The sequence below is a fragment of the Burkholderia sp. ZZQ-2 genome, assembly GCF_050768715.1.
Taxonomy (GTDB): domain Bacteria; phylum Pseudomonadota; class Gammaproteobacteria; order Burkholderiales; family Burkholderiaceae; genus Burkholderia; species Burkholderia cepacia.
This window is the reverse complement of sequence record NZ_LDVA01000115.1, coordinates 41,106-63,898: the sequence shown is the minus strand read 5'-3', so window position 1 is coordinate 63,898 and position 22,793 is coordinate 41,106. Positions and strand designations below refer to the sequence as shown.

Annotated in this window: 18 protein-coding genes and 1 tRNA gene; 13 read left to right on the top strand and 6 right to left on the bottom strand. The window is 68.6% G+C overall.

From position 1 onward, the window contains the following. The first annotated feature begins 3 nt into the window (after nucleotides 1–3). From ABY44_RS06765 to ABY44_RS06750, 4 genes are all read left to right on the top strand, one after another. Nucleotides 4–7,638 (top strand): type I polyketide synthase, encoded by a 7,635-nt coding sequence (locus ABY44_RS06765; RefSeq protein WP_431641001.1) that lies wholly within the window; start codon nucleotides 4–6, stop codon nucleotides 7,636–7,638. Beyond that, the gene (locus ABY44_RS06760) at nucleotides 7,635–8,552 is read left to right on the top strand and encodes a UDP-3-O-acyl N-acetylglycosamine deacetylase (protein WP_431641000.1); all 918 of its coding nucleotides are present in this window, start codon (nucleotides 7,635–7,637) and stop codon (nucleotides 8,550–8,552) included. The genes ABY44_RS06765 and ABY44_RS06760 overlap by 4 nt, the downstream gene beginning before the upstream one ends. A gap of 64 nt (nucleotides 8,553–8,616) precedes the next feature. Next, complete coding sequence (locus tag ABY44_RS06755; RefSeq protein WP_431640999.1) at nucleotides 8,617–9,945, top strand: aminotransferase class I/II-fold pyridoxal phosphate-dependent enzyme; 1,329 nt, start codon at nucleotides 8,617–8,619, stop codon at nucleotides 9,943–9,945. Further along, nucleotides 9,942–10,616: a GNAT family N-acetyltransferase gene (locus tag ABY44_RS06750; protein WP_431640998.1), complete on the top strand. Its 675-nt coding sequence runs from the start codon at nucleotides 9,942–9,944 to the stop codon at nucleotides 10,614–10,616. Before ABY44_RS06755 ends, ABY44_RS06750 begins: the two co-directional genes overlap by 4 nt. Before the next feature lie 24 nt (nucleotides 10,617–10,640). Here ABY44_RS06750 and ABY44_RS06745 read toward each other — a convergent pair whose 3' ends face one another. Next, nucleotides 10,641–11,474, bottom strand: coding sequence for a class II glutamine amidotransferase (locus tag ABY44_RS06745; protein WP_431641028.1), 834 nt, complete (start codon nucleotides 11,472–11,474; stop codon nucleotides 10,641–10,643). A 206-nt stretch (nucleotides 11,475–11,680) separates the two neighbouring features. Continuing rightward, on the bottom strand, nucleotides 11,681–12,010 hold the full coding sequence (locus ABY44_RS06740; protein ID WP_059698881.1) for a carboxymuconolactone decarboxylase family protein: 330 nt from the start codon (nucleotides 12,008–12,010) through the stop codon (nucleotides 11,681–11,683). A gap of 130 nt (nucleotides 12,011–12,140) precedes the next feature. On the opposite strand from ABY44_RS06740, the gene ABY44_RS06735 reads away from it, so the two are divergent. From ABY44_RS06735 to ABY44_RS06695, 9 genes are all read left to right on the top strand, one after another. Beyond that, a complete protein-coding gene (locus ABY44_RS06735; protein ID WP_431640997.1) occupies nucleotides 12,141–13,088 on the top strand; it encodes a cupin domain-containing protein in 948 nt (315 codons plus the stop codon). Nucleotides 13,089–13,190: 102 nt separating this feature from the next. Beyond that, the gene (yiaA, locus tag ABY44_RS06730; RefSeq protein WP_027788274.1) at nucleotides 13,191–13,634 is read left to right on the top strand and encodes an inner membrane protein YiaA; all 444 of its coding nucleotides are present in this window, start codon (nucleotides 13,191–13,193) and stop codon (nucleotides 13,632–13,634) included. Nucleotides 13,635–13,772: 138 nt separating this feature from the next. Beyond that, entirely contained in the window at nucleotides 13,773–14,837 is a 1,065-nt protein-coding gene (locus ABY44_RS06725; RefSeq protein WP_431640995.1) for a glycosyltransferase, read from the top strand. Between the two features lie 64 nt (nucleotides 14,838–14,901). Continuing rightward, nucleotides 14,902–15,918: a hypothetical protein gene (locus ABY44_RS06720; protein WP_431640994.1), complete on the top strand. Its 1,017-nt coding sequence runs from the start codon at nucleotides 14,902–14,904 to the stop codon at nucleotides 15,916–15,918. Then, entirely contained in the window at nucleotides 15,915–16,664 is a 750-nt protein-coding gene (locus ABY44_RS06715) for a hypothetical protein (RefSeq protein WP_431640993.1), read from the top strand. Before ABY44_RS06720 ends, ABY44_RS06715 begins: the two co-directional genes overlap by 4 nt. Then, nucleotides 16,661–17,818 (top strand): hypothetical protein, encoded by a 1,158-nt coding sequence (locus ABY44_RS06710; RefSeq protein WP_431640991.1) that lies wholly within the window; start codon nucleotides 16,661–16,663, stop codon nucleotides 17,816–17,818. The genes ABY44_RS06715 and ABY44_RS06710 overlap by 4 nt, the downstream gene beginning before the upstream one ends. After that, nucleotides 17,794–18,432, top strand: coding sequence for a phosphatase PAP2 family protein (locus ABY44_RS06705; RefSeq protein ID WP_230942808.1), 639 nt, complete (start codon nucleotides 17,794–17,796; stop codon nucleotides 18,430–18,432). The genes ABY44_RS06710 and ABY44_RS06705 overlap by 25 nt, the downstream gene beginning before the upstream one ends. Further along, nucleotides 18,432–19,376 carry a fatty acid desaturase family protein gene (locus ABY44_RS06700; RefSeq protein WP_431640989.1) on the top strand — a complete coding sequence of 315 codons (945 nt, stop codon included), beginning with the start codon at nucleotides 18,432–18,434 and terminating at the stop codon, nucleotides 19,374–19,376. The genes ABY44_RS06705 and ABY44_RS06700 overlap by 1 nt, the downstream gene beginning before the upstream one ends. 52 nt (nucleotides 19,377–19,428) lie before the next feature. Continuing rightward, nucleotides 19,429–19,947 (top strand): DUF3592 domain-containing protein, encoded by a 519-nt coding sequence (locus ABY44_RS06695; RefSeq protein ID WP_431640988.1) that lies wholly within the window; start codon nucleotides 19,429–19,431, stop codon nucleotides 19,945–19,947. Here ABY44_RS06695 and ABY44_RS06690 read toward each other — a convergent pair. The 4 genes from ABY44_RS06690 to tolB all read right to left on the bottom strand — a co-directional run bounded on the left by ABY44_RS06690 (nucleotide 19,942) and on the right by tolB (nucleotide 22,721). Then, nucleotides 19,942–20,018, bottom strand: a tRNA-Lys gene (locus ABY44_RS06690). The two genes, ABY44_RS06695 and ABY44_RS06690, sit on opposite strands and share 6 nt — an antisense overlap. 108 nt (nucleotides 20,019–20,126) lie before the next feature. Next, complete coding sequence (ybgF, locus tag ABY44_RS06685; protein ID WP_124672030.1) at nucleotides 20,127–20,876, bottom strand: tol-pal system protein YbgF; 750 nt, start codon at nucleotides 20,874–20,876, stop codon at nucleotides 20,127–20,129. Nucleotides 20,877–20,895: 19 nt separating this feature from the next. Beyond that, complete coding sequence (gene pal, locus ABY44_RS06680) at nucleotides 20,896–21,408, bottom strand: peptidoglycan-associated lipoprotein Pal (RefSeq protein WP_021157174.1); 513 nt, start codon at nucleotides 21,406–21,408, stop codon at nucleotides 20,896–20,898. Between the two features lie 17 nt (nucleotides 21,409–21,425). Further along, the gene (gene tolB, locus ABY44_RS06675) at nucleotides 21,426–22,721 is read right to left on the bottom strand and encodes a Tol-Pal system beta propeller repeat protein TolB (protein WP_027788267.1); all 1,296 of its coding nucleotides are present in this window, start codon (nucleotides 22,719–22,721) and stop codon (nucleotides 21,426–21,428) included. Between the last annotated feature and the right edge of the window lie 72 nt (nucleotides 22,722–22,793).

Below are 22,793 nucleotides of genomic sequence, written 5' to 3'. Positions count from 1 at the left end.
AAGATGAACAGTAAGATTGCAATAATTGGGGTGGCTTGTCGGTTTCCCGGGGGCGCTAACGATCTTGGCGGCTTCTGGCAACTGCTGCGCGACGAACGCGACGCAGTGACCGAAATCCCCGCCGACCGCTTCGGCACCGATTTCTACCAGCACCCGTCCAAGCGCGAACCGGGCAAGAGCTACACGTTCTCGGCCGGCGTCGTCGACAACGTCGCCGGCTTCGATGCCGCGTTCTTCGGCATTTCCCCGCGCGAAGCGGCCCAGATGGATCCCCAGCAGCGCCTGCTGCTCGAACTCGCATGGGAAGCGTTCGAGGACGCGGGCGTGCGCCCGGCCGACATGCGCGGCAGCAACTGCGGCGTCTTCGTCGGCGCCGCCAGCATGGATTACGGCAACCGCAACATGGACGATCTGAACGTGATCGATCCGTATTCGGCGACCGGCAACACCCTGAGTATCGCGTCGAACCGCGTGTCCTACCTGTTCGACCTGCGCGGCCCGAGCATGTCCGTCGATACGGCCTGCTCGTCGTCGCTCGTCGCGCTCCACCAGGCCGTCAAGGCGCTGCAGTCCGGCGAAGCCGACCTGGCGCTCGCGGGCGGCGTCAACCTGCTGCTGCACCCGTTCGGTTTCGTCAGCTTCTCCAAGGCGTCGATGTTGTCGCCGCGCGGCCGTTGCCGCGCGTTCGATGCAACCGGCGACGGTTATGTCCGCTCTGAAGGCGGCGCGTTCGTGCTGCTCAAGCCGCTCGATCGCGCGCTCGCCGACGGCGACACGATCCATGCGGTGATCGCCGGCTCCGGCGTGAACTCGGTCGGCCACTCGCCGGGTGGTATCAGCGTGCCGGGCGCGGCCGCGCAAGCATCGCTGCTGCGCAGCGTCTACGCGCGCGCGGGCATCGATCCGCAGTCCCTGGCGTATCTCGAGGCGCACGGCACCGGCACGGCGGTCGGCGATCCGATCGAGGCGCGTGCGCTGATCGACGTCGTGTCGGGCGAGCGCCCGGTGGATCGTCCGCTGCTCATCGGTTCGGTGAAGACCAACATCGGCCACCTCGAAACGGCATCCGGTATGGCCGGGCTGCTGAAGGCCGTGCTGTGCCTGAAGCATCGCGCGGTACCGCGCTCGCTGCATTTCGTCACGCCCAATCCGGGCATCGATTTCGACGGCGGGCGTCTGCGTGTCGTCGATCGCTTCATGCCGCTCGACGCGGGCGACGCGCCGCTGACGGTCGGCGTCAACTCGTTCGGCTTCGGCGGGACGAACGCACACGTCGTGCTGACCGAGGCGCCCGCTGCAAACCAGACGTCGGCGGCCGCGCCCGAGCCGACTCACGCCCAGTTGTCTCCGCTCGTCCTGACCGCGCGCAGCGCGAATGCACTCGGTGCGCTCGCGGGCCGCTATCTGTCGATGCTCGACAACGGCGGCGACTGGCAGGCGCTTGCCGCCGCGGCCGCACGTCGTCGCCAATGGCTCGAGCATCGCGCGATCGTCGCGCCGGCCGACGCGGCCGAAGGCCGTGCGGCACTCGCGGCGCTGGCCCAGCCGGCACCGGAAGGGTTGCCCGCCTGCGTGGCGACCGGCCAGGCCCCGGCCGACACGCCACGCACCGCGCTCGTCTTCTCGGGCAACGGCTGCCAGTGGGTCGGGATGGGCAACGAGCTTTATGCCGAGAACGCCGTCTTCCGCGCGGCGCTCGACGAAGTCGACGCGCTGTGGTGCGCCGACGGCAGCCCGTCGCTGGTCGACGTGATGCGCGGTGGCCCGAGCGCGGAATGGCTGGCCGGCCAGGGCGCCGAATGGCTCGCCGCGACGGAGAACGCGCAGCCGCTGCTGTTCGCGATCCAGGTCGGCATGATCCGCGTGATCGACGCGCACGGGATGCGTTACGACGCAGCGATCGGCCATAGCGTCGGCGAGATTGCGGCGGCGTGGGTGACGGGCGCGCTGTCGCTCGCCGACGCGGTGCGCGTGATCAAGATTCGCAGCCGCGCGCAGGCGATGACGCGCGGCAGCGGCCGGATGGCGGCCGTCGGTATCGGCGATGCAGCGGCGCGCGAACTGATCGCGCGCCACGGGCTTGCGCGCCGTGTCGAGATCGCCGGCATCAACAGCCCCGACGCGGTGACGCTCGCGGGCGAGCTGCAGGGTCTGCAGGCACTGGAGGCGGCGCTGCGCGGCAGCGGCAAGTTCTTCCAGATGCTGGATCTCGACTACGCATTCCACAGCAGCCACATGGATCGCATCGAACCGGTCGTGCTGGCCGAACTGGCGAGCCTGCGGCCGCAGTTGGGCAACGGCACGTACGTGTCGACCGTGACCGGCGGCGCGCTTGCCGGCACCGAGCTCGATGCGCGCTACTGGTGGCGCAATATCCGTGAGCCGGTGCGCTTCGGCGACGGCATCGCGCATCTGATCGAGCAGGGCGTGCGCCTGTTCGTCGAGGTTTCGCCGCATTCGATCCTGCGTACGTACGTGAAGCAGGCGCTCACGGCCGCCGGCGCAACCGGCATGGCGCTGCCGACGCTCAAGCGCGGTCACGGCAGCGCGGCGACGCTGCGGCAAGCGATTCTCGCGGCGATCGCGCACGGCGCGAGCGTCGATCCCGACCGCTTCGCGCCGGGCGAATCGCGCGCCGCGTTGCCGTTCTATCCGTGGCAGCGCGACCGCTTCTGGCTGACGCCTACCGTCGAAGGCTATGGTCTCGTCAATCGCCGCCGCGAGCATCCGCTGCTCGGTTATCGCCTGCATGAGCACGCATTCGCGTGGGAAAACCAGCTCGATCCGGCGAAGCTGCCGATGCTGGCCGATCACGTCGTCGACGGCGGCGTGGCGTTCCCGGGCGCGGGTTACGTGGAAATGGCCCTCGCCGCGGCACGGACCTTCTTCGATACACCGGATGCAGCGCTCGAAAACGTCGAGATCCGCACGCCGGTCGTATTCCAGCCGCAGCAGGCGAAACTGTTCCGGCTCGTGATCGAGCCGCGCACCGCGACCTTCACGATCGAGACGCGCGACCGGATGTCCGACAGCGCGTGGACGCTGAACGTAACCGGGCGGATGCTGGAAAGCGGCAACGCGCTCGGCGATACGAGCGTCGTGCCGTCCGCCGCGCTCGATCGTCTGCTCGCGCTGCCCGCAGCCGACGGCGACACGCTGTACGCAAACACCGCGGCCATCGGCCTCGGCTACGGGCCGGCGTTCCGCTGGGTTCGCACCGTGCGGGTTGCCGCGAGTGACGGCGCGGCGCTGGCGGACGTCGCCGCGCCGGCCGCATGCGGCGATGCGCGGGCCTTGTCCGCGTATCTGCTGCATCCGGCGCTGATGGACAGCGGGTTTCATCCGCTGTTCGCCTTGCTGGCGGCGCACGCACGCGAAGGCGAGCATCCGGCTTACGTGCCGGTGCAGATCGGCCGGGTCGACTATCTGCGCGGCGACACGGTCGAGCGGGTGCTCGTGCAGATCGACCGGCACAGCCCGCATTCGATCGTCGCGCATTTCGAATTCCTCGACGCGCGGGGCGCGATCGTCGCGCGGCTCGGCGGTTGCCGGTTCCGGCGCGTCGATCTCGTCGGCCGTCGGCAGAACCTGCCTGCACGCTTCGTCTATCGCCTTGAAGACATGCCGCTGCCCGGCGACGTCGATGCAGCCGGTTTGCCGGCCCCCGACGCGTTGCTCGCGCAGGCCGTCGCGCGGCTGGACGCAACCGGTAACGACGTCCGCCGGACGCAGCATCTGACCGAAATCCTGCCGCTGCTCGACGTGCTGGCGAGCCTCTACGCGCTCCGCGCGTTCGATGCGCTCGGCGCATTCGCCGGCACGTGGCAGCCGGCGGCCGGGCGTGCGGCGCTGGCCGCGCGTCTTGCCGACATGCTGGTCGAGGATGGTCTCGCTCATCGCGACGGCGCGCTGCTCGTGCGCGACGACGCAGCGTGCGCGGCGTTGCCGCCGCTCGACGAGCTGTGGCGCGGGCTGCTGGCCGAATCGCCGGGGCACGTGGCCGAACTGACGCTGCTCGCGCATTGCGGCGCGGCGTTGCCCGACGTGCTGGGCGGCGCGAAGGATGGCGCGCGCTTGCTGTCGCCGACCGGGCACAGCTTGGTCGAGCAGCTCCTTGCCGCGTCGCCGACGTGGCAGCACGTGCACGCGTTGCTGACCGCAAGCGTCGAGCAGGCGGTCGATGCATGGCAGCCGGCGCGCCGGCTACGCGTGCTCGAACTGGGCGCGACGGACGGCGACGTGCTGCAGACGCTCGGCATGCATCTCGCTGCCGCGCGCTGCGACCACACGATCGCGGCGACGGCCGGCCAGCTGGCCGGGTTCGACACGGATGCGGAAGCGGCGGTGCGCACGGTGGCACTGCAGTCGGGCGAGCGGCTGTCGCTGTCGGCCGATGACGCCGGGCCTTACGACCTGATCGTCGCGAACCGCGCGCTGAGCGACCGTCATGATGTGGTCGATGCACTGAATGCAATGCGGTCGTGGCTGGCGCCGGGCGGACTGCTGCTGCTGGCCGAGTTGCGCCACGGCCGCTTCTCCGACATCGTGTTCGCCTCGCAGGCAACGTCGACGGAAGCCGCTGCCCCCGCGCCGCTGGCGCCGGCGGATCTCGAGGCAGCCCTCGCACGCGCGGGTTACGTCGACGTCGTGCGGCACGTCGAGCAATCGCTCGATCTGGACGGTACGCCGACGTTCGTCATCGCGCGCAACCCGAGGAGCACCGCGGCCACGCAGCGCGGCAGCGACGCGAGCGATCTCGACACGCTCGCACGCAACGAACAATGGCTCGTGATGCACGCGCCGGGTGCGGCCGGCGGTTTCGGCGGGCAGCTGGCCGATGCGCTGGCGCGCGCGGGTTATCCGGCCGACATCGTGGACATCACGCATGCGGCCGACGCGATCGCGTCGTTGCCGGCCGGGCAGCCGGCGCACGTGGTGTTCTGCGCACCGGAAACGCCGCTGGCCGAATCGGCGACGGGCGACGGCCTGATGGCTGCGCAGCGTCACGGCGCGATCGCGCTGGCCGCGCTCGTCCGCGCGCTCGGCGGGCAGCCGAACGCGGCCACGCGCTTGACCGTCGTCACGCGCGGCGGCGCGCCGTTCGCCGGGGCTGCGAATGCGCATCCGGAACAGGCAACGCTGTGGGGCCTCGGTCGGGTGCTGGCGAACGAGCATCCCGAACTCGCGTGCCGCCTGATCGACGTTGATCGCGCGGTGGACGGGATTTCCGACGCACTGATTCGCGAGCTGACCGGCTCGGCAGTCGAGGAAGAAGTCGTCCTGGGCGCACACGGGCGTCTGGTGCCGCGCATGCTGACGGCCGCGCAGGCTGCGGCCCGCAGCGACGGCGCGATCGCGCGTGCGGCCGTGCTCGCGTTCGATGCACCGGGCTCGTTGCGCAATCTCGAATGGTTCGCGTTGCCGGAAAGTGAGCTGGGCGCGGACGAGGTGGAGATCGAGCCGGTTGCGACCGGCCTCAATTTCCGCGACGTGATGTATGCGATGGGGCTCTTGTCCGATGAGGCGGTCGAGACCGGTTTCGCGGGCGCGACGATCGGCATGGAACTGTCCGGCCGTGTCGTCCGGGTGGGCGGCGCCGTGACGGCATTCGCGCCGGGCGATGCGATTCTCGGCTTCGCGCCGGCCTCGTTCGCGACGCGCGTCAGGACGCGCGCGCAAGCGATCGCGCTGAAACCCGAGCGTCTGACGTTCGAGGAAGCGGCGACCGTGCCGACCACGTTCTTCACCGCGTATTACGCGCTCGTCGAACTCGCGCGCCTGCGTCGCGGCGAGCGCGTGCTCGTGCACGGCGGCGCGGGCGGCGTCGGGATCGCCGCGATCCAGCTTGCGCGCCACTTCGGCGCGGAAGTGTTCGCGACGGCCGGCAGCGACGAGAAGCGCGAGTTCGTGCGCCTGCTCGGTGCCGACCACGTGCTCGATTCGCGCAGCCTCGCGTTCGCCGACGACATTCGCGTGCTGACGGGCGGGCAGGGCATCGACATCGTGCTGAATTCGCTCGCCGGCGAGGCCATGGTGCGCAGCATCGACACGCTGCGTCCGTTCGGTCGATTCCTCGAGCTCGGCAAGCGCGATTTCTACGAAAACAGCCATATCGGGCTGCGGCCGTTCCGCAACAACATCAGCTATTTCGGCATCGATGCCGACCAGTTGATGGGTGCGTTGCCGGAGCTGACCGAACGCCTGTTCGGCGAAGTGATGGCGCTGTTCGCCGCGGGCGTGCTGCATCCGCTGCCGTATCGCGCGTTCCCCGCTGAACGGGCCGAAGATGCATTCCGCTACATGCAGCAGGCGCGCCAGATCGGCAAGGTACTCGTGACCTATCCGTCCGGCACGCCGGCCCCGACGCGCGGCGTCACGCGCGCGGGCTCGCTCACGCTCGATCCGCACGGCACGTACCTGGTGGTCGGCGGCACGGGCGGGCTCGGGTTTGCGAGTGCGCGCTGGATGGTCGGGCGCGGCGCTCGCCGGCTGACGCTGGCGAGCCGTTCCGGCGAGCTTGCCGGTGCGGCCCGCGAGGAGGTCGAGCGCTGGCGCGCGACGCTCGGCGTCACGGTCGATGTCGTCTCGTGCGATGTGACCGATGCCGCGGCGGTCGATGCGATGATTGCCGCGATCGCGCGGCGCGGCAGCCCGCTCAAGGGCGTGCTGCATTCCGCGATGTCGATCGATGACGGCCTCGTGCGCAATCTCGACGATGCGCGGATGGCCGCGGTGCTCGCCCCGAAGGTGGCCGGCGCGTGGAACCTGCACCGCGCGACACGCGCGCTGCCGCTCGACCTGTTCGTCGTCTATTCGTCGGCGACGACCTATCTCGGCAATCCGGGGCAGTCGAACTACGTCGCGGCCAACACCTTCCTCGAGGCGCTCGTCGAACATCGCCGCGCGGCCGGGTTGCCCGGCACGTTCATGGCGTGGGGCCCGCTCGAGGACGTCGGCTTCCTCGCGCGCCACGCGGATACGCGCGAGGCGTTGCAGTCGCGGATCGGCGGTGCATCGATCACGTCCGACGAGGCGATGGCCGCGCTCGAGCGCGCGCTGGTCGCGGGTGCGGCCGGCGAAGCCGTGGTCCGGCTCGACTGGCATGCCGTGGCGCGCGGGATGCCCGCCGCGAAGGCACGCCGGTATTCGCTGCTGCAATCGCATGCGAAGGGTGGCGATGCGCGCGACGGCGGCATGCAGTTGCGGGAAGAAGTGCTGGCCTTGCCGCGCGACGAAGCGATCACGCTGGTTGCCCGGACGCTGCAGGCGCAGATCGCGCGGATCCTGCACATGACGCCGGATCGCATCGCGCTCGACAAGTCGGTGCTCGACATGGGCATGGATTCGCTGATGGGGATGGAACTCGGCCTGGCGGTCGAGGAAGCGTTCGAGGTCAAGCTGTCGGTGATGGCGATTGCCGAGGGCGCGTCGGTGACGACGCTGGCCGGACGCATCGTCGATTCGATCGGCGCGTCGGCCGATGCGTCCGACACCGGGGCGGCGACCGATGCCGCTCAGGAGGCGGTCGCGGCGCTTGCCGCGAAGCACGCGATCGAAGGCGAAGCGCGCGCGATGCTCGATACGCGGCCGGCGCCCGTGGTGGGCCAGGTGTCCCCGACGCTGGAGGTCGCGCGATGAGCGCGCCGTCCGGCTGGGCGACGCGCCAGGGCACGCTGGCAGGTCCGCTGGCGATCGACGGTCACGGGCTGCACACGGGGCGCCGGGTGGGTGTACGGATCCTGCCCGCGCGGCCGGAAGACGGCGTGACGGGAATCGTGTTCCGTCGCGTCGCGCAGGGGCGCACGCTCGCGACGCTGCCGGTCGATCCCGCGCTGCGCCGCGCCCAGCCGCTCTGCACGATGCTGCGCAATGCCGACGGCGTCGGCGTTCGCACGATCGAGCATCTGCTCGCGTCGCTGCTCGCATGCGAGATCGATCACGCGATCGTCGAGATCGACGCCGAGGAAGTGCCGATTCTCGACGGCAGCGCTACGCCGTGGGTGGATGCCATCCGCGCGTGCGGCCGGGTCGCGCTCGATGCGCCGAAACGCTTCATCCGCGTGCTGCGGCCCGTCGTCGTCACGGACGGCGAGGGTGACCAGCGGCGCGAAATGCGGATCGAGCCGGCGCCGCGTTACGAACTGAGCGTGCGCAACGACCTGCGCGGCTTCGGCGACATGCATTGGGACGGTGCGCTGACGCCGGCCGCATTCGAAACCGAAATCGCGCCGTCGCGCTCGTACGGGCGCGTGAAATGGGCCGTGCCGGCGATCGTCGCCGGCTATCTGCGCGGCGTGCCGATCCTGCGCGGCGCGCGGCCGTCGTGCACCGCGTCCATCGTCGGCAGCCGCGTGCTGGGCGGGATGCGCTTGCCGGATGAATTCGTCCGGCACCGCGTGCTCGACCTGGTCGGCGATCTCGCGATGGCCGGCGCGCCGCTGCTGGCGCGCGTGAGCGCGTTGCGGCCGAGCCACGAGATGAATTTCCGGCTGGTCGACGCGTTGCTGGCCGCACCCGACGCGTGGCAGTGGGCCGAGTTTTCCGACGCGTGACACCACGTCTTTTCATGACGCGCGGCGTAACATAGCGTCTTTTCGAGATTAAGCGAAGGAAGCAATGGCACTGGGAGAGCATCTTCGCCAGCAACTGGCGGCGAAAGCGCTGAAACGGCAGCTGGAGCGCGCGACGGATGCTGCCGCGGCACCGGGCGTGCCCGGCACGCAGGCAGCGCAGACCGCATCGGCGCGCAGCCGCTTCGAATCGATGCCGCAGTATCAGCAGGTCCGGATCATGCGCGAGATGGGCGAGAAGCTGCGCGTCGACTCGCCGTTTTTCCGCGTGCACGACGGCGTCGCCGGTGCGACGACGCAGATCGGCGGGCGCGAATACCTGAACTTCGCGAACTACAACTACCTCGGCCTGGCTGGCGATCCGGACGTGTCCGCGCGCGCGAAGGCCGCGATCGACCGGTACGGCACGTCGGCATCGGCGAGCCGGATGGTCGCGGGCGAACGCCCGGTGCAGCGCGATCTCGAACGTGCGTTGGCCACGTTCTACGAAACCGACGACTGCGTCGCGTTCGTGAGCGGCCACGCGACGAACGTGACCGTGATCGGCGCACTGTTCGGACCGGGCGACCTGATCGTCCACGATGCGCTCGCGCACAACAGCATCGTGCAGGGCGCGCAGCTGAGCGGCGCGAAGCGGCTGAGTTTCGCGCACAACGACTGGCAGGCGCTCGACGAGCTGCTCGCGCGCGTACGCCGCGAATACCGGCACGTGCTGATCGCGATCGAAGGGCTGTACAGCATGGACGGCGATTTCCCCGACCTGCAGCGCTTCGTCGACGTGAAAACGCGCCACGGTACATTCCTGCTGGTCGACGAGGCGCATTCGCTCGGCGTGCTCGGCGCGACCGGCAAGGGCATCCGCGAGCATTGCGGCGTCGCGCCCGACCAGGTCGACATGTGGATGGGCACGATGAGCAAGACGCTGGCCGGCTGCGGCGGCTTCATCGCCGGCTGCCAGCCGCTCGTCGACATGCTGCGCCATCTGGCGCCGGGCTTCCTGTACAGCGTCGGGCTGGCGCCGACGCTCGCCGAAGCGTCGCTGGCCGCGCTCGAGCGCCTGCAGGCCGAGCCGGAGCGCGTCGCGCGACTGCAGGCGCGCGGGCGGCAGTTCCTGAACGAAGCGCGCGCCGCCGGGCTGAATACCGGCACGAGTGCCGGGTTCGCGGTCGTGCCGGTGATCACGGGGAGCTCGCTGAAGGCCGCGCAATGGGCCAATGCGATGTTCGACGAAGGGATCAACGTGCAGCCGATCTTCTATCCGGCCGTCGAGGAAAAGGCTGCGCGCCTGCGCTTCTTCATCTGCTCGACGCACGAGCCGGAACAGATCAGCCGGACGGTTGCCGTGTTGTCGCGACTCGCGGGGCGCAGCGGATGACGCTGGCCGGTGCGTTCGCGCAAGCGGCTCCGCGTGCCGGCGAGCGCGTGCGGTTTCGTGCGGCCGAGGCGGACGACGCGGCGTCGTGCGGGCCGCTCGTGTTTGCGTCCGGTGTGGCGGAATTCGGATTTTTTCTCGGCGAAAGCGATGCGCGCTGCATCGCTTTCCTGCAGCAGGCATTCCGGTCGCGCCATGGGCGCTTCTCGTGGCGCCGGCATCGCGTCGCGGTCGGTGAAGACGGCACCGTGCTCGCCGTGATGGCGATTCACGACGGGCAACGGACGATGTTCGACGACGTGCATGTCGTGTGGGCACTGGCGCGCTTCTTCGGCGTGCGCCGCACGATGGGGCAGTTGTTGCGCGGGCTGATTCTCGAAACGGAAATTCCGGCGCCGAAGCGTTCGCAGATTCTCGTCGCGCATTGCGCAACCGACGAGCGACAGCGCGGCACGGGGATCTTCAGTGCGTTGTTCCGCGACGCGCTGGACGCGGGGGCATTGCCGGCCGACGGCAGCGGCGATGTCGTCCTCGACGTGCTGTCCCGCAACGTGCGGGCCCGCGCGCTGTACGAACGGCTCGGGTTCACCGCACTGCCGCGGCCGCGCGACCGTTCGCGCCGGCTGCCCGCCGGACTTGATTCGGTTCGGATGCGGTTTTCGCGCCGCGCCTGACGGCGCGTATGGCAGCCTGCCGCGCTATTTCCGCCGCGGACTGAACGGCCGCTGCTGCACATCAGCACCCTGCGCGACGATCGCCATGCTCTCCGGCACTTCCTCCCACGCGCCGCGCAGGTCGACGAGCGGCTCGGACACGACCATGAACGCGTCGTCGCCGGCTTCGGCGATGCGCGGGTTGTGCGGATACAGCTCATGAAGGTGCTTGAACGACGTGCTGTGGAACAGCGAACGCGACTGCCGTTCGCTCGAATAACGCACCGCGATGATCCGCTCGCCGTCGGTCGCGCAGATCGTCATGTTGAGCGGTTCGTCCACGCGGTGCCGTGCGGCCGTTTCCTCGACCATGCCGACCATCCGCTCGAGCGCGGGCAGCGGCATCTGCTCGAGGCCGTAGGTCAGCGCGAGGCGGAACATCAGTTCGGAGTCGGTCGAGCCTTCGAGCGTCGGGAACAGCGCGGGATCGACCTTCATCGTCAGGTCGCGGCGCAGCTTGTGGAAGTCGCGGATCAGCCCGTTGTGCGCGAACAGCCAGCGGCCGTGGCGGAACGGGTGGCAGTTGGTTTCCTGTACCGGCGTGTCGGTAGCCGCGCGGATATGCGCGATGAACATCCGCGAGCGGATCGCGCGTGCGGCTTCGCGCAGGTTGCGGTCGTTCCACGCGGGATGCACGGAGCGGTAGCGGAACGGGAGTTCGTCGGGGCGCCCGTACCAGCCGATGCCGAAGCCGTCGCCGTTGGTCGTCGTCGCCCCCAGCTCCGAATGCAGGCTCTGGTCGATCAGCGAATGCTTCGCGCGGAACAGCACGGTCTCCAGATGGATCGGATTACCCGTATAGGCGAGCCAGCGGCACATGGGGCGCTCCTTCACGATGGATCGTTCGCGCATGGTAGCCGACTTCGCGGCGTATCCTCGCCCGCGTGCGCCCGGCCCACCGTTCGGGCAGATGCGCTGGCCAATCTTCATACGTCATTTGCCCGGATGCGCTGTGCGCAACCGGGCAGACATGCAGCCATGCAGCCGGGCGCCACCACGCGACGGCAGCGCCGCGGCCGTCAGGTTCAGTCGCCCAGCGCGTCCATCACGCGCGCCGAATAGACGAGCGCCGCACCCGCGTTCAGCGCAATCGCGACGCCAAGCGCTTCCGCCACTTCCTCCTTCGTCGCGCCATGCTTGGTCGCTTCGGCGGTGTGCACGGCGATACAACCGTCGCAGCGTGTCGTGACCGCCACCGCGAGCGCGATCAGCTCGCGCGTTTTTGCGTCGAGATGGCCTGTCTTGGCGCCGGCGCCGGCCAGCGCCTGGTAGCCGGCCAGCGTGTCCGGCGACAGCTTGGCGATGTCGCCGATGCGCGTCGAGAGTTCCTTCCGGTATTCGTTCCAGTTCAGCATGATGCGTCCTTTTCGAGAAGAGGTGAGGAAGGCGGCGGCCGCCGCGATCTCGGGCGATGCAGGGTTATTCTGATCGTTCGCGCTGAGGGTTTCGATACGCTAGAGTGTCAATTTTTAGCGCAATCGTCTCATGGATGCCCTGAGTCAACTGCTGTCGCTGGGCCGCAGCCACGTCGAGCTCGACGTGCGCTGCCTGCTCGGCGGGCCGTTCGCGATGCCGCACGACCCGCTGCCGCCGGGCGAGGCGGCGTTTCACCTGGTGCTGGCCGGAACGTGCCGGCTGCATACCGCGGAAGGGCGCACGCTGCAGCTCGCCGACGGCGATTTCGTGCTGCTGCCCGCGGGCGGCGCGCACGAGCTGCTTGACGCAGGCGCGGGCCGGTCGCGGCCGGTTGCGGCGCTGCGCGAACACGGCGCCGGCGGCGGCGCGGTGCTGCCGGTCAAGACGAATCTCGATCCGGCCGAACCGGGCGGCGCGAGCGTGGATCTGCTCTGCGGACGGTTCGTCTATGCGCGCGGCGCGGGCGAACTGCTGATGCGTACGCTGCCGCACGTGCTGCATGTCGGGCTGCGCGAGGCGTCGGGGTTCGCGCCGCTGCAACTGCTGACGAGCGTGCTGCGCACCGAGGCGTCGAATGGGCAGCCGGGCGCCGGCGCGATCGTGAACGCGCTCGGGCAGGGGCTGCTCGCGTATGCGTTGCGCGCATACGGTCGTGGCGCGCGCGTGCCGTCCGGCTGGCTTGCGCTCGCTGCCGATGCGCGGCTCGGCCCGTCGGTACAGGCCGTATTGCAGGCGCCGGAGAAGCCGTGGACGGTCGAGTCGCTCGGCGATACATCCGCGATGTCGCGTGCGACGTACGCCCGGCATTTCCGCGAGCGGGCCGGAATGAGCGTCGGCGCGTTCGTCGCGCAGATCCGGATGATGCATGCGTGCGCGCTGCTGCAGGACACGCAGCGCGGGCAGGCGGAGATCGGGCAGGCGGTCGGTTACCAGTCGGAAGCCGCGTTCGGCAAGGCGTTTCGCGCGGTGCTCGGCACGACGCCGGGGCGCTGGCGACGCGCGCGGCGCGAATCGTAAGACTGCAAGCAAGCCGTCTTGCCGCGTGCCAAAGCTGCTACCATGCGCGAAACGCAGTTCAACGAAAACGATTTCGAACAAGAAGAAAGAGAGGGCAAAGCAATGAACCAGACCACCATCCAGCAACCGTCGTTCGCGTTCGTGGCCGCGTCGTGGGCCGCGCTGCTCGCCGGTTTCGCGGCATTCCTGATCGGTCTCTGGAACGCCGGCATGCAGCTCAACGAGAAGGGCTACTACTTCACCGTGCTGGTGTTCGGCCTCTACGCGGCGATCTCGCTGCAGAAGAGCGTGCGCGACCGCGCGGAAGGCATTCCCGTCACCGGCATCTACTACGGCCTCAGCTGGATCGCGCTGCTGCTGTCGATCGCGCTGCTGATCGTCGGCCTCTTCAATGCGACGCTGCAACTGAGCGAGAAAGGCTTCTACGCGATGTCGTTCGTGCTCGCGCTGTTCGGCTCGGTGGCCGTGCAGAAGAACACGCGCGACCTGCAGAACGCGAAGCCGCGCTATACCGACGCCGAATCGGCGCCGTCCGTCCAGGAGTGACCACACGCGAAGCGGGCGCCTTCCGGGCCGCCCGTTTTGCGATGACGGTCGCGGGCGACCCGCATCCGCCAATGCGCGCGGGCTCGCCGCCCATTCGTTTCATCCATGCCGTCGCGCATGACGATGGAGACATTCAGGATGCCGGACATCACGGAAACCTCGCCGCGCACGCGCACGGCGGCTCACGCCGTGGCGGCGAAGGCCGCGCTCGTGCTGGAAACTAACAACCTGCGCGGCGGTGCCGGCCTCGCGCAGGCCGTCGATAGCCTGAAGCGCCTCGTTTCGGCGCTGTCGAAGCAGACCGTGCCGCCCGCGGCACTCGCGCAATGGATCATCACGCACGACGGGCTGCCGGCCGATGCGTGCGCGGAGATCGTCGCGCTGGCCGGCTGCCCGATCGACTTCGTCGAGATCGGCGCGAGCACCGGCTACTACGATGCGAAGAACGACGGGTTCGATCGCGTCGACGCGGATCGCTGCGACATCGTCGTGTTCGGCGACGCCGATTGCCGCCCGGCCGACGACTGGCTCGAGCACCTGCTCGCGCCGTTTGCACGCGAAGCCGGGGATGCACCCGTCGCGGTGGCGGGGCGCACGAGCTATGCGCCGAACGTGCTCGGCATCGCGCTGACGTCGATCGATTTCATGTATTTCCCGAGCCCGCTGCGCGCCGGCGCGACGCGCAATTTCTACGCGAACAACGTCGCGTTCCGGCGCGACGTGTTCGCGCAATTTCGCTACGAGCCGCTCGACGGCGTCTATCGCGCGCATTGCCAGGTGATGGGGCTGCGGATGCAGGCGGCCGGCGTGGCCGTCGAATTCGCGCCGGCCGCGCATACCGAACATCGGCTGCCGGACACGCATCGCGAATCGCTGAAGCTGCGCTGGATGCGCGGAGAGGACAGCGTCGGGCTGACGCCGTATCTCGTGAACGCGTACCTGCCGCGCGGATGGCAGTGGCTCGGACGCAGCGGCCCGCTCGGACCGTTCTGCGTGATGGCGATGCGGCTCGGCTACAGCCTGCGCGCGCTCGATCGGCAGCAGTTGCCGCGGCTCGGCGCCCTTCGTTATTTCGCGGCCGTCGGCGTCACGATCGCGGCGTCTGCCGTCGATACGCTCGGTGCGCTCGCGCGCGGTTTCGGTGTCGTCGGGCGCGCTTCGGCCCGGCGCGATCTCGACGCGCTGTCCTATCACCGTCATTGAACCGGCGCCGCGCATCGCGCGCGACCACGACACGCCGCACCCTGCCTTCATTCCGACCACGACCATGCCTTCTCTCGCCACCCGTGTTGCCTGCGTCGCCCTGTTTGCCGCCAGCGCCGGCGCCCATGCCGCGCCGGTCGATCACGCGGGGCGCGGGATCTACCACTTCGCGTCGCAAAGCGGCTGCCCGTTCGCGAACGCGGCCGCCGCCGACTGCAATCGCGTCGCGCTCGATGCGCCCGACGTTCACGCGAGCATCGATACCGATGCGCATGCGATCGTCTTCTCGAGCGATGCGACGCGCCGCACGAAGGACGTGCTCGGCGACGTGCTGCTTCAGGGCACGGGCGTCGACCGCGACGGCCGGCGCGTGCCGTTGAGCGTGCACCTGCTGCTGCGTCGCGACGGCGCGAAATGGGACCGTGACGTGTATGTCCATGCGCCCGTGCACGGCACGTTCACCGATGTCCGGATCGATCCGTATCGCGTGCGCGTGAAGGAGGGCGATGGCGAGCACGACGTGCTCACGCCGGATGAAACGCTGGCGCTGTTCGCGCGTCCGTCGCTGGCATCGCGGCTCGCGCGGCATCTCGTGAAGGTGAGCGCGACCGATCCGAAGCAGCCGTCCGCGGACGACATCACGATCGCACTCGGCATCGGCGGCCTGACGAAGTCGGTCGCGCGCGCGAGCTTCACGTCGAGCGCGCCGCACGATGCGGACGTCGATCAGGCACTGGCATCGGGCACGTGGTCGATCCGTTTCGACGCACTGAGCAATCACATTCCGGTGTGGGTCGCGCAGCGCGAGCTGTTCCTGTTCGGTCTCGACGGCAGTGCGCTGCTGAAAGACGTGCGCGAGCGCGGTTTCCGCAAGAGCGACCGGATCGAGTTCGGCGCGCGCGACGGCAACGGTTATCTGCGCGTGAACGGCCGCGAGGAGGCATTCGCGGGGGCGACCGCGTCCGCGCATGCGTTCATGCAGGAAAGCTTCATCGGCCTGATCCTCGGATGGCGTCGCGATCCGGCCGCCGCCGCGGCATCCGTGACGAAATCCGCGTCCGCACGGGGCGTGCCGGCATGACCGCGGCAGGCGAGCTGCCCGCGTCGTCGCCGGCGGCGCACGACGGGCGCTTCGACTGTCTCGATGCGCCCGCGCCGCGCGGTGCGGCGCGGGTGCGCGCATACCTCGTCGATCGCATCAAGCGGGCGGCGATCCGGCAGCTTCATCGCAGCACGCATGGCGAGCGCTGGGTGCTGCGCATGTACTTGATCGGCGAGGAAGCGACCGAGTGCGCGTTGCACGAGGACTGGACCGGCCAGCCGCCGGACTGGCTCGCGCCTCGGATCGAGCAGCATCTCGCGGACGAGCGTCGCCACGCGGCCGCGTTCGCCGATGCGCTGCGCGCACGCGACGTCGCGCCGTCGACCGCGCCGCACGAGCCGGACTGGCTGAGCCGGCGCAAGATCATGCGGTGGCGCCGGCTCGCGCGGCGCCATGCGCCGCATTTCGCGCAAGGCGTGCTCGTGCCGGCCTATGCGACGGGGCTGTGCGCGGAGCAGATGGCGATGCGCGTGCTCGCGCGCCACTGCGCAACGATCGGCGCTGCCCATCCGCTGTATCCGCTGCTCTCGCGCGTGCTCGCGGACGAGACGCGGCACGTCCGGCTCTGCGCGGACACGCTGCGCCGTCTCGTCGCGCCGTCCGAGGTTGCGCGGCTCGCCGCGTTGCTGGACGAGATCCGCGCGATCGAAGCCGGTTTCGGCGTGACGGGCGCGCTGGCGATGTACGCGGCCGGCTGGCTCCAGTCGCTTCGTCCGCGCGCATGATGCCGCGGATCGTCTATCTCGCGACGGCCGACGCGCGCGGCCACCTGATGCGCGCACAACTGCTCGTGCATGCGTTGCGTGCGGCCGGCGCGCAGGTCGACGTGCTGACGACGTCCGATGCGGGGCAGGCGTTCCTGGCCGCGTTCGACATCGACGCAGCCGTGCTGTCCCGTCACTACGCGGTGCAGTTCGACGAGCGGCAGAACATGCTGCGCGATGCGACCGATCGCAATGTCGCGCATTACGTGTTCCGGCCGACGCGCATGCTGCGCGACATCGTGCGGCTGCGTGCGATCGGCCGCGATGCCGATCTCGTGATCAACGACTCGTTTCATCCGGCGCTGCTGTTCATGGGCGCGATGCCGGGTTGGCGGCGCCGCGTCGTTCACGTGTACGGCGGCAGCCTGCGCCGCGCGTTGACCGCGAATTTCGATGCGCGGCTGCCGCGTGTGCTGGCGCGCGCTTTCGCACGGATCGTCGACTGGCAGATCGATTCGGCGCGGTGCTGCATCGAACACGATTTCGCATACGATGCCGCCGACGAAGTCCGGCGGGCCCACGCGCATTGCCGGCTGCCGACTCCGGTGCCGATCGTCGCCGAACGGCCGGCCTCGGAGCCGGCTGCCGCAGCCGTCTATCTGAATCCGCACTTCCGCGATATCGCGCTCGCCGATGCGTTGTCGGCCGGCATGCGGGACGCGGGGCTCGCTACACACCGTGTGGGCGAGGGCTATGCGGGGCACGACGGCTGGACCGGCGTCGACGCCGACTGGGTGACGCGTGCTGCTCATGCACCGTTGATCGTGTCGGCCCCCGGCATGGCCGCGCTGTCGATCGCACGCGTGTATCGCCGCCCGATCCTGCTCGTCCAGTCCGACCAGCCCGAGCAGGCGAGCAACGCCGCGCGCGCCGCACGCCTGCAACTCGTGCACCGCGTCGTCACATGGCGCGGCGATGCGGCCGCGTTCCGGCGGGAAGTCGGGCAGGCCGCGGCCGAGCTGATGCGCGATCCCGGTACGCAGGCAGGAACGATCGCCGGCCGCGAGCATGCGCGTGCGCGCGTGGATGCGTGGACGTCGCGCCTCCTCGCGCTGCGTCCGTGCGCGCAGGTGGCCGATGCGGATACGCGATGCGAGGCGCCGGCACCACGATGAATTCGCTGTCGTTTCGTGACGATCGCCGGCCCGATATCCGGCAGATGCTGGCCGCGACGTTCGGCATGGCGGCCGGGCTCGCGATCTTCTTTCTGCTGGAGCGCGGCGTCACGCCGCGCCATGTGTTCGCCACGGCGATCGATGCGCGGATTCCGTTCATCGCGTGGTCGTGGTTCGTCTATGTCGGCTTCTTTCCGTTCGTGATTGCGCTTGCCGGGTATGCCCGGCCGCCTGCGTTCGCCGCGTTCAAGGAAGCGGTGCTGATCGCGTTCGTGCTCGGTGTCGTGTGTTTTCTGCTGTTTCCGGAAGCCGTGCCGAGACCTGACGTCGCGGAGATCGGCAACGCGTTCGTACGCCACCGTCTCGCGCGCATGTGGCAGCTCGATCTCGCGGCCAACGGCTTTCCGAGCCTGCACGTCGCGGTGACGTGTCTGGCCTGCCGGATGCTGGCGGACCGGCGGCGGCTCGTGACCGTATCGGTCGGCCTGCTGATCTGCACGTCGACGCTGACGCTCAAGCAGCATACGGTCGCCGATGTACTGGGCGGCGTGGCGCTCGCGATGGTCAGTGCGCTGTGGGTCGAGCGGCGTTCGCTGCGCAGGAGGCTCGCTTGATGGATACCCGCGTGCACCCGGCCGGGCCGAATGCGGAGCTTGCGCGGTTCGTGCCCGATCCCGCGTTGTTTCGCGTGAGCGCGGCGCATGTCGGTGCGGCGCTGGCGGGCGACTGGCTGATGATTGCCGCTGCGTTCGCCGTTGCGATCGCGTTTGCGCATCCGCTCGTGTACGCGTTGGCCGCGGTCGTGATCGCGCGCAGCCAGCTGGCGCTCGCGGTCATGATGCACGAAGGCGCGCACGGGTTGCTGGCGCGGAACCGGCGCGTCAACGACGCGCTGGGCCAGCTGTTCGCGGCCGGCCCGCTGTGGCTGTCGCTGCGTACGTATCGTGCAGGCCATCTGAAGCACCATCGCGCGCCGATGCAGCCGGACGATCCCGTCGCGCTGCTGTTCGGCGTGCACGACTATCCGGTGACGCGCGGGCGCCTGATCGGTCGCCTGTTCGCGTACGCGTGCGGGATCGGTTACGTGACGAGTGTCGTGAAGCTCGCACGCGGCGAGTTCGCCCATGCGTTGCCGAAGGTCGGGAAGTCGCGCGCGTATGCCGCGTGGGAGGTCGTGTCGATGCTCGCAGGCAACGGTGTGCTGCTCGGTGCGCTCGCGTGGGCCGGACATCCGCTGCTGTACGTCACGTTGTGGATCGTGCCGTCCGTCACGCTGCTGCCGCTCGCCGGGCAGGTGCGCGCGATCTTCGAGCACGCGGGGCTGCCGGCAGATGCCGACCAGAGCCGCAACGCGCGCACGATCGCCAGGCGTTCGTGGCAGACGTTCCTGTTCGGCCCGCACGCGATTCATTTCCACATCGAGCATCACCTGTTCACGCGGATGCCGTTCCATCACCTGCCGGCCGTGCATCGGCAGCTCGTGCAGCGGCAGCTGCTGCCTGACGGCAATCTGTACGCGGGATATGGCGAGGTGCTGCGCGACGTCAGCGTGCGTTGACGCGTTGACGCGTGGACAGGGCGGGAATCATGAGCGGATCGATACCGGGAACATGATGGTCGACAAGCCTGCGAGGTTCAATTGCGTGGCGCTGGCGATCGGCGCGATCCTGGCGGTGTGGGGGTGCGGAAACGATCGACGAACGGGGCTCGCGTTTATCGGATCGTCCGTTGCCGTGCCGGGGACGGTCGTCCGGTTGGCCCACGGCGCGCATCACCCGTTGATCGAGCTCGTGACGAAACGCGGCGAACGCGTATCGTTTCCGGGGAGCTTCGTGACGATGGCGTTCGGCGACACGATGCCGGTGCGCTACGACCCGGCCAGGCCGCAAGCCAGCGCAACAGTCGACACGTTCACGAACATGTGGCTCGAGTCGATCATCTCGATCGCGTTCACGATGGCGTTTCTTTGCGCCGGCTTGAAGGGAAAGTCGCTTCTGCCGAAGCCGGGGGGAGGGCGCTGGGTAGTGCGGCAGGCATCGCGGAGATGCCTGCCATCGACACGGATGCGACAGGCGCAAAAAAGCCTCCGCTTGGGAGGCTTTATTTGCACTATCAAAGATAGTTGGTAGGGTGGGAGGGACTCGAACCCTCGACTCTCTGATTAAAAGTCAGATACTCTAACCAACTGAGTTACCACCCCACGTTCTTGAAACCTGTCGGTTCGTTGCTTGAACAACTTGGGCAACGACCCAAAGAGCAAAAGATTATAGCGACGGAGTGTCAGGCTGTCAACAACCCGCCGCGATAATTATTTGATTGTTTCAAGCTTGCCCTGCGCCGTCTGTGCAGCATTCGACCCGGCGTACTGCGAAACGACCTGCTCGAACGTCTTCTTCGCGGCCGCCTTCTGGCCTTGCTCGAGCTGGTTCGTGCCGATCGCCACGAGGGCATCGGCCGCGCGCGGGTGCTGCGGGAACTTGCTGACGATCCCTTGCCACGTCGCAGTCGAACCGCGGTAGTCGCGCAGTGCGTATTGCGCATTGCCGTACCAGTACTGCGCGGTCGGCTGGTAGGGGCTCTGCGGATACTTCGCGATGAACGCGCGGAACGAAGCCGCGGCCGCCTTGAAGTTGCCGTTGCGGAACTGCTGTTGCGCCGCATTGAGCGCATCCGTTTCACCCGGCTGCACGGTGCCTTCGACACCATCGATCGTCGCCTGCTGCGGCTCGAACTTCTTGAGCCGCGTGTCGAGATCCTGGTAGTACTCCTTCTGCTGCCGTTCGAGCGTCGTCAGCCGGTTCGTCAGATCCTCGTTCTCGCCGCGCAGCGTCGCGACCTGCTGGTTCAGCTGGTCGAGACGGCCGGATTGATCGAGGATCGTACGCTGGGCGGCCGACAACTGGCTGGCCAGGTTGTCGGTCTTGCTGCGCAGATCGAGCACGGCGCGGCGCGCTTCGTTGTCGTCGAACACGCCGGCGTGCGCCGGCGCGACCGACCACGCCGCGCCCGCGACGCAGAATGCTGCGGCAACGCGCAGCAGGGATACACGGTGCGTCATACGGCGATTCTTCCGTTACTTACTGTTGGTAGACGAGGTCGGCGCGACGGTTCTGCGCCCACGATGCTTCGTCGTGACCCGTTGCCTGCGGCTTTTCCTTGCCGAGGCTCACGGCTTCCATCTGCGAATCGTTCACGCCGAGCAGTGCCATCGCGCGACGGACGGCTTCCGCACGCTTCTGGCCCAGCGCGAGGTTGTACTCGCTCGTGCCGCGTTCGTCGGTGTTGCCCTGGATCAGCACGTGGCGCTGCGGGTGGCTCTTCAGGTACTGGGCGTGCTGCTGCATCAGCGACTGGTAGTCGTCCTTCACCGAATAGCTGTCGAAGTCGAAGTAGATGCTGCGCTTCGCGAGCGGGCTGTTCGGGTCGTTCAGCGGATCGACGTTCACTTGCGCGACGTTGTCGGCGCTCGGCTGCGTGCTGACCGCACCCGCGTTGTTGGCCTTGTCGTCGAGCTTCACGCCCGACTTGCACGCTGCGAGCGCGCTGATCATCATCACGGCCAGGGCCAGACGAGCTTTATTCGACATCATGGTTACTCTCCTTGTGGTCATTGCATGAAGGGCCCCCACGACGGCTCACGTACGGAGCCGCCCTGGACGGACAGGATTTGCGGCGGCGCGCTGCCGTCGGAGGGCACTGCTGCCAGAACATTGCGACCACCCGACTGGGTAGCGTACAGAAGGTACTGGCCGTTTGCCGCGAAGCTCGGCGATTCGTCGCGATTCGTATTCGTGATGGCGTTCGCCGCGCCCGATTGCAGATCCTGAACGTACAGCTTGAAGCCCCCGCCCGTGCGGGAGATGTAAGCGAGCAGCTTGCCGTCCGGGCTGATACGCGGACTCGTGTTGTAGCTGCCGGTGAAGGTCACGCGCTGCGCGGCGCCGGCGCTTTCGCCCTGTGCGGGCATCCGGTAGATCTGCGGCGCACCGCCGCGATCGCTCGTGAAGTAGATCCAGCGGCCATCCGGCGAGTAGAACGGCTCGGTGTCGATCGAGCTGCTCTGCGTGAGGCGGCGCAGGCCGCCACCCGTCGAATTGACCGAATAGATTTGCGTATTGCCCGTCAGCGACAGCGCGACGGCCAGCGTGTTGCTGTCCGGCGACCATGCCGGTGCGCTGTTGTTGCCCTTCTGGTCGGAGACGATGTAGCGGCGGCCGGTCGGCAGGTCGTGGATGTAGACGATCGGCTTCTTGCGCTCGAACGACACGTACGCGACCTTCGTGCCGCTCGGCGACCACGACGGCGAGATGATCGGCTCGGTGCTCGACAGCGCGATGCGCGCGTTCTGGCCGTCCGAATCCGAGATCTGCAACTGGTAGCGGTTACCGGTCTTGATCACGTACGACAGGCGCGTGGCGAACACGCCGCGCACGCCGAGCAGCTTCTGGTAGATGTAGTCGGCGATCTTGTGGCCGGCCGTGCGCAGCGTGGTGTCGGTGGCCGTCAGCGACAGGCCGCCGAGGCTTTGCTGCTTCACGGTGTCGTACAGGATGAAGTTGACCTTGTACTGGCCGTTCGCTTCGCGGTTCACGCTGCCGGCGACGAACGCATTGGCGCCCTTCGCCTTCCATGCGCCGAGATCGACCGATGCGGTCTCCGGCACGGGCGTGCTGCCTGCGTCGATGTTGGTGAATTTGCCGCTGCGGGCGAGGTCGGCGCGGACGATCGACGTGACCTGCTGCGGCAGGTTCGCCTCGTTCGCGAAATTCGCGGTGGCGATAGGGAACTGGGTCGACCCGACACCGGTGATCAGCACGTTGACCTGGGCGTTAGCGGCGCTGCCCGCCGTAATCAGACACGAGGCCACGAGTGCCCTGAAACCTAGCTTTGTCATCAAACTCATGCTTCTTGCTTCCCGTATGGCTTGGATCGCTGCGCAACGGCAGAGACAGTAAAAATACCCGATTCGTTCCCG